At 56.0% G+C, this 2,452-nt stretch carries 1 rRNA gene; it reads left to right on the top strand.

What is annotated here, in order from left to right:
- Nucleotides 1-26 precede the first annotated feature (26 nt).
- Nucleotides 27-2,452, top strand: a 23S ribosomal RNA gene (locus ACWD6R_RS39900); the annotation flags it as partial.

Below are 2,452 nucleotides of genomic sequence, written 5' to 3'. Positions count from 1 at the left end.
ACTTCACAGTGGACGCGAGCATCTGTGGCCAAGTTTTTAAGGGCGCACGGTGGATGCCTTGGCACCAGGAACCGATGAAGGACGTGGGAGGCCACGATAGGCCCCGGGGAGCTGTCAACCAAGCTTTGATCCGGGGGTGTCCGAATGGGGAAACCCGGCAGTCGTCATGGGCTGTCACCCGCTGCTGAACACATAGGCAGTGTGGAGGGAACGAGGGGAAGTGAAACATCTCAGTACCCTCAGGAAGAGAAAACAACCGTGATTCCGGGAGTAGTGGCGAGCGAAACTGGATGAGGCCAAACCGTATGCGTGTGATACCCGGCAGGGGTTGCGCATGCGGGGTTGTGGGATCTCTTTTTCACGGTCTGCCGGCCGTGAGACGAGTCAGAAACCGTTGATGTAGGCGAAGGACATGCGAAAGGTCCGGCGTAGAGGGTAAGACCCCCGTAGCTGAAACATTAACGGCTCGTTTAAGAGACACCCAAGTAGCACGGGGCCCGAGAAATCCCGTGTGAATCTGGCGGGACCACCCGCTAAGCCTAAATATTCCCTGGTGACCGATAGCGGATAGTACCGTGAGGGAATGGTGAAAAGTACCGCGGGAGCGGAGTGAAATAGTACCTGAAACCGTGTGCCTACAAGCCGTGGGAGCGTCGCTGTTGTTCTTCGGAGCAACAGTCGTGACTGCGTGCCTTTTGAAGAATGAGCCTGCGAGTTTGCGGTGTGTTGCGAGGTTAACCCGTGTGGGGAAGCCGTAGCGAAAGCGAGTCCGAATAGGGCGTTTTAGTAGCATGCTCAAGACCCGAAGCGGAGTGATCTAGCCATGGGCAGGTTGAAGCGGAGGTAAGACTTCGTGGAGGACCGAACCCACCAGGGTTGAAAACCTGGGGGATGACCTGTGGTTAGGGGTGAAAGGCCAATCAAACTCCGTGATAGCTGGTTCTCCCCGAAATGCATTTAGGTGCAGCGTCGTGTGTTTCTTGCCGGAGGTAGAGCACTGGATAGGCGATGGGCCCTACCGGGTTACTGACCTTAGCCAAACTCCGAATGCCGGTAAGTGAGAGCACGGCAGTGAGACTGTGGGGGATAAGCTCCATGGTCGAGAGGGAAACAGCCCAGAGCATCGACTAAGGCCCCTAAGCGTACGCTAAGTGGGAAAGGATGTGGAGTCGCAGAGACAACCAGGAGGTTGGCTTAGAAGCAGCCACCCTTGAAAGAGTGCGTAATAGCTCACTGGTCAAGTGATTCCGCGCCGACAATGTAGCGGGGCTCAAGCGTACCGCCGAAGTCGTGTCATTCGTACATGTATCCCCAACGGGAGTACGGATGGGTAGGGGAGCGTCGTGTGCCGGGTGAAGCAGCCGCGGAAGCGAGTTGTGGACGGTTCACGAGTGAGAATGCAGGCATGAGTAGCGATACACACGTGAGAAACGTGTGCGCCGATTGACTAAGGGTTCCTGGGTCAAGCTGATCTGCCCAGGGTAAGTCGGGACCTAAGGCGAGGCCGACAGGCGTAGTCGATGGACAACCGGTTGATATTCCGGTACCCGCTTTGAAACGCCCAATACTGAATCAGGCGATGCTAAGTCCGTGAAGCCGGCCCGATCTCTTCGGAGTTGAGGGTAGTGGTGGAGCCGACGAACCAGACTTGTACTAGGTAAGCGATGGGGTGACGCAGGAAGGTAGTCCAGCCCGGGCGGTGGTAGTCCCGGGGTAAGGGTGTAGGGCGTGTGATAGGCAAATCCGTCACACATGAGCCTGAGACCTGATGCCGAGCCGATTGTGGTGAAGTGGATGATCCTATGCTGTCGAGAAAAGCCTCTAGCGAGTTTCATGGCGGCCCGTACCCTAAACCGACTCAGGTGGTCAGGTAGAGAATACCGAGGCGTTCGGGTGAACTATGGTTAAGGAACTCGGCAAAATGCCCCCGTAACTTCGGGAGAAGGGGGGCCATCACTGGTGATTGGATTTACTCCATGAGCTGGGGGTGGCCGCAGAGACCAGCGAGAAGCGACTGTTTACTAAAAACACAGGTCCGTGCGAAGCCGTAAGGCGATGTATACGGACTGACGCCTGCCCGGTGCTGGAACGTTAAGGGGACCGGTTAGCTGACTTTCGGGTCGGCGAAGCTGAGAACTTAAGCGCCAGTAAACGGCGGTGGTAACTATAACCATCCTAAGGTAGCGAAATTCCTTGTCGGGTAAGTTCCGACCTGCACGAATGGCGTAACGACTTCTCGACTGTCTCAACCATAGGCCCGGTGAAATTGCACTACGAGTAAAGATGCTCGTTTCGCGCAGCAGGACGGAAAGACCCCGGGACCTTTACTATAGTTTGATATTGGTGTTCGGTTCGGCTTGTGTAGGATAGGTGGGAGACTTTGAAGCAGCCACGCCAGTGGTTGTGGAGTCGCCGTTGAAATACCACTCTGGTCGTGCTGGATGTCTAACCT

Source organism: Streptomyces sp. NPDC005151 (genome assembly GCF_053599875.1).
The sequence above is the reverse complement of the archived record's forward strand: the minus strand, read 5'-3'. Positions and strand labels throughout refer to the sequence as shown.